This window comes from Streptomyces lancefieldiae (genome assembly GCF_031845825.1).
GTDB lineage: Bacteria > Actinomycetota > Actinomycetes > Streptomycetales > Streptomycetaceae > Streptomyces > Streptomyces lancefieldiae.
In genome coordinates, this window is record NZ_JAVRFH010000370.1 from 1 (window position 1) to 422 (window position 422).

1 protein-coding gene is annotated in these 422 nt (G+C 64.9%); it reads right to left on the reverse strand.

Translation table 11 applies throughout. The annotated features are described in order from the left end of the window. On the reverse strand, window positions 1-239 hold a 239-nt coding region (locus RM812_RS42560; protein ID WP_311586421.1), incomplete at its 3' end, for a hypothetical protein. Between the last annotated feature and the right edge of the window lie 183 nt (window positions 240-422).

Here is a 422-nt window from a genome sequence, read left to right on the forward strand (position 1 = left end):
TGGGTCTCCACATGCAGCCGGCAGGCCACCGCCAGCTCCAGCGGCTCACGCAAATCCCCGACCGTCGGGACACAGGACGGCCACACGCCCCAGGTGTCGGTCCTGCCATCCTCCTGGGTGTAGGTGTAGATGCCCAGCATGACGGGGTCAGCCTGCGCCGGGGTGGCAATCCCCAGGCTGAGTCCGATTCCGACCGACGAGAACAGGGCGGCTGCAGAGGCCATGCGCTTGAACGTCACAATGGGTGAGTATCGCAGTCTTCATCAGCGTCGTCACCGGTATGGGTCGGTATCCCTCAGACCAGCCCCCGTGACGGCCCCAGCGGGTGAGCGTACGGCGGATCACCCGCGGTGATCCTGGAGTAATCGTGACCACACGACCAGCGCTAAAAACGTTGGCGGCAGTCCTGGTGTTCGTGCTGG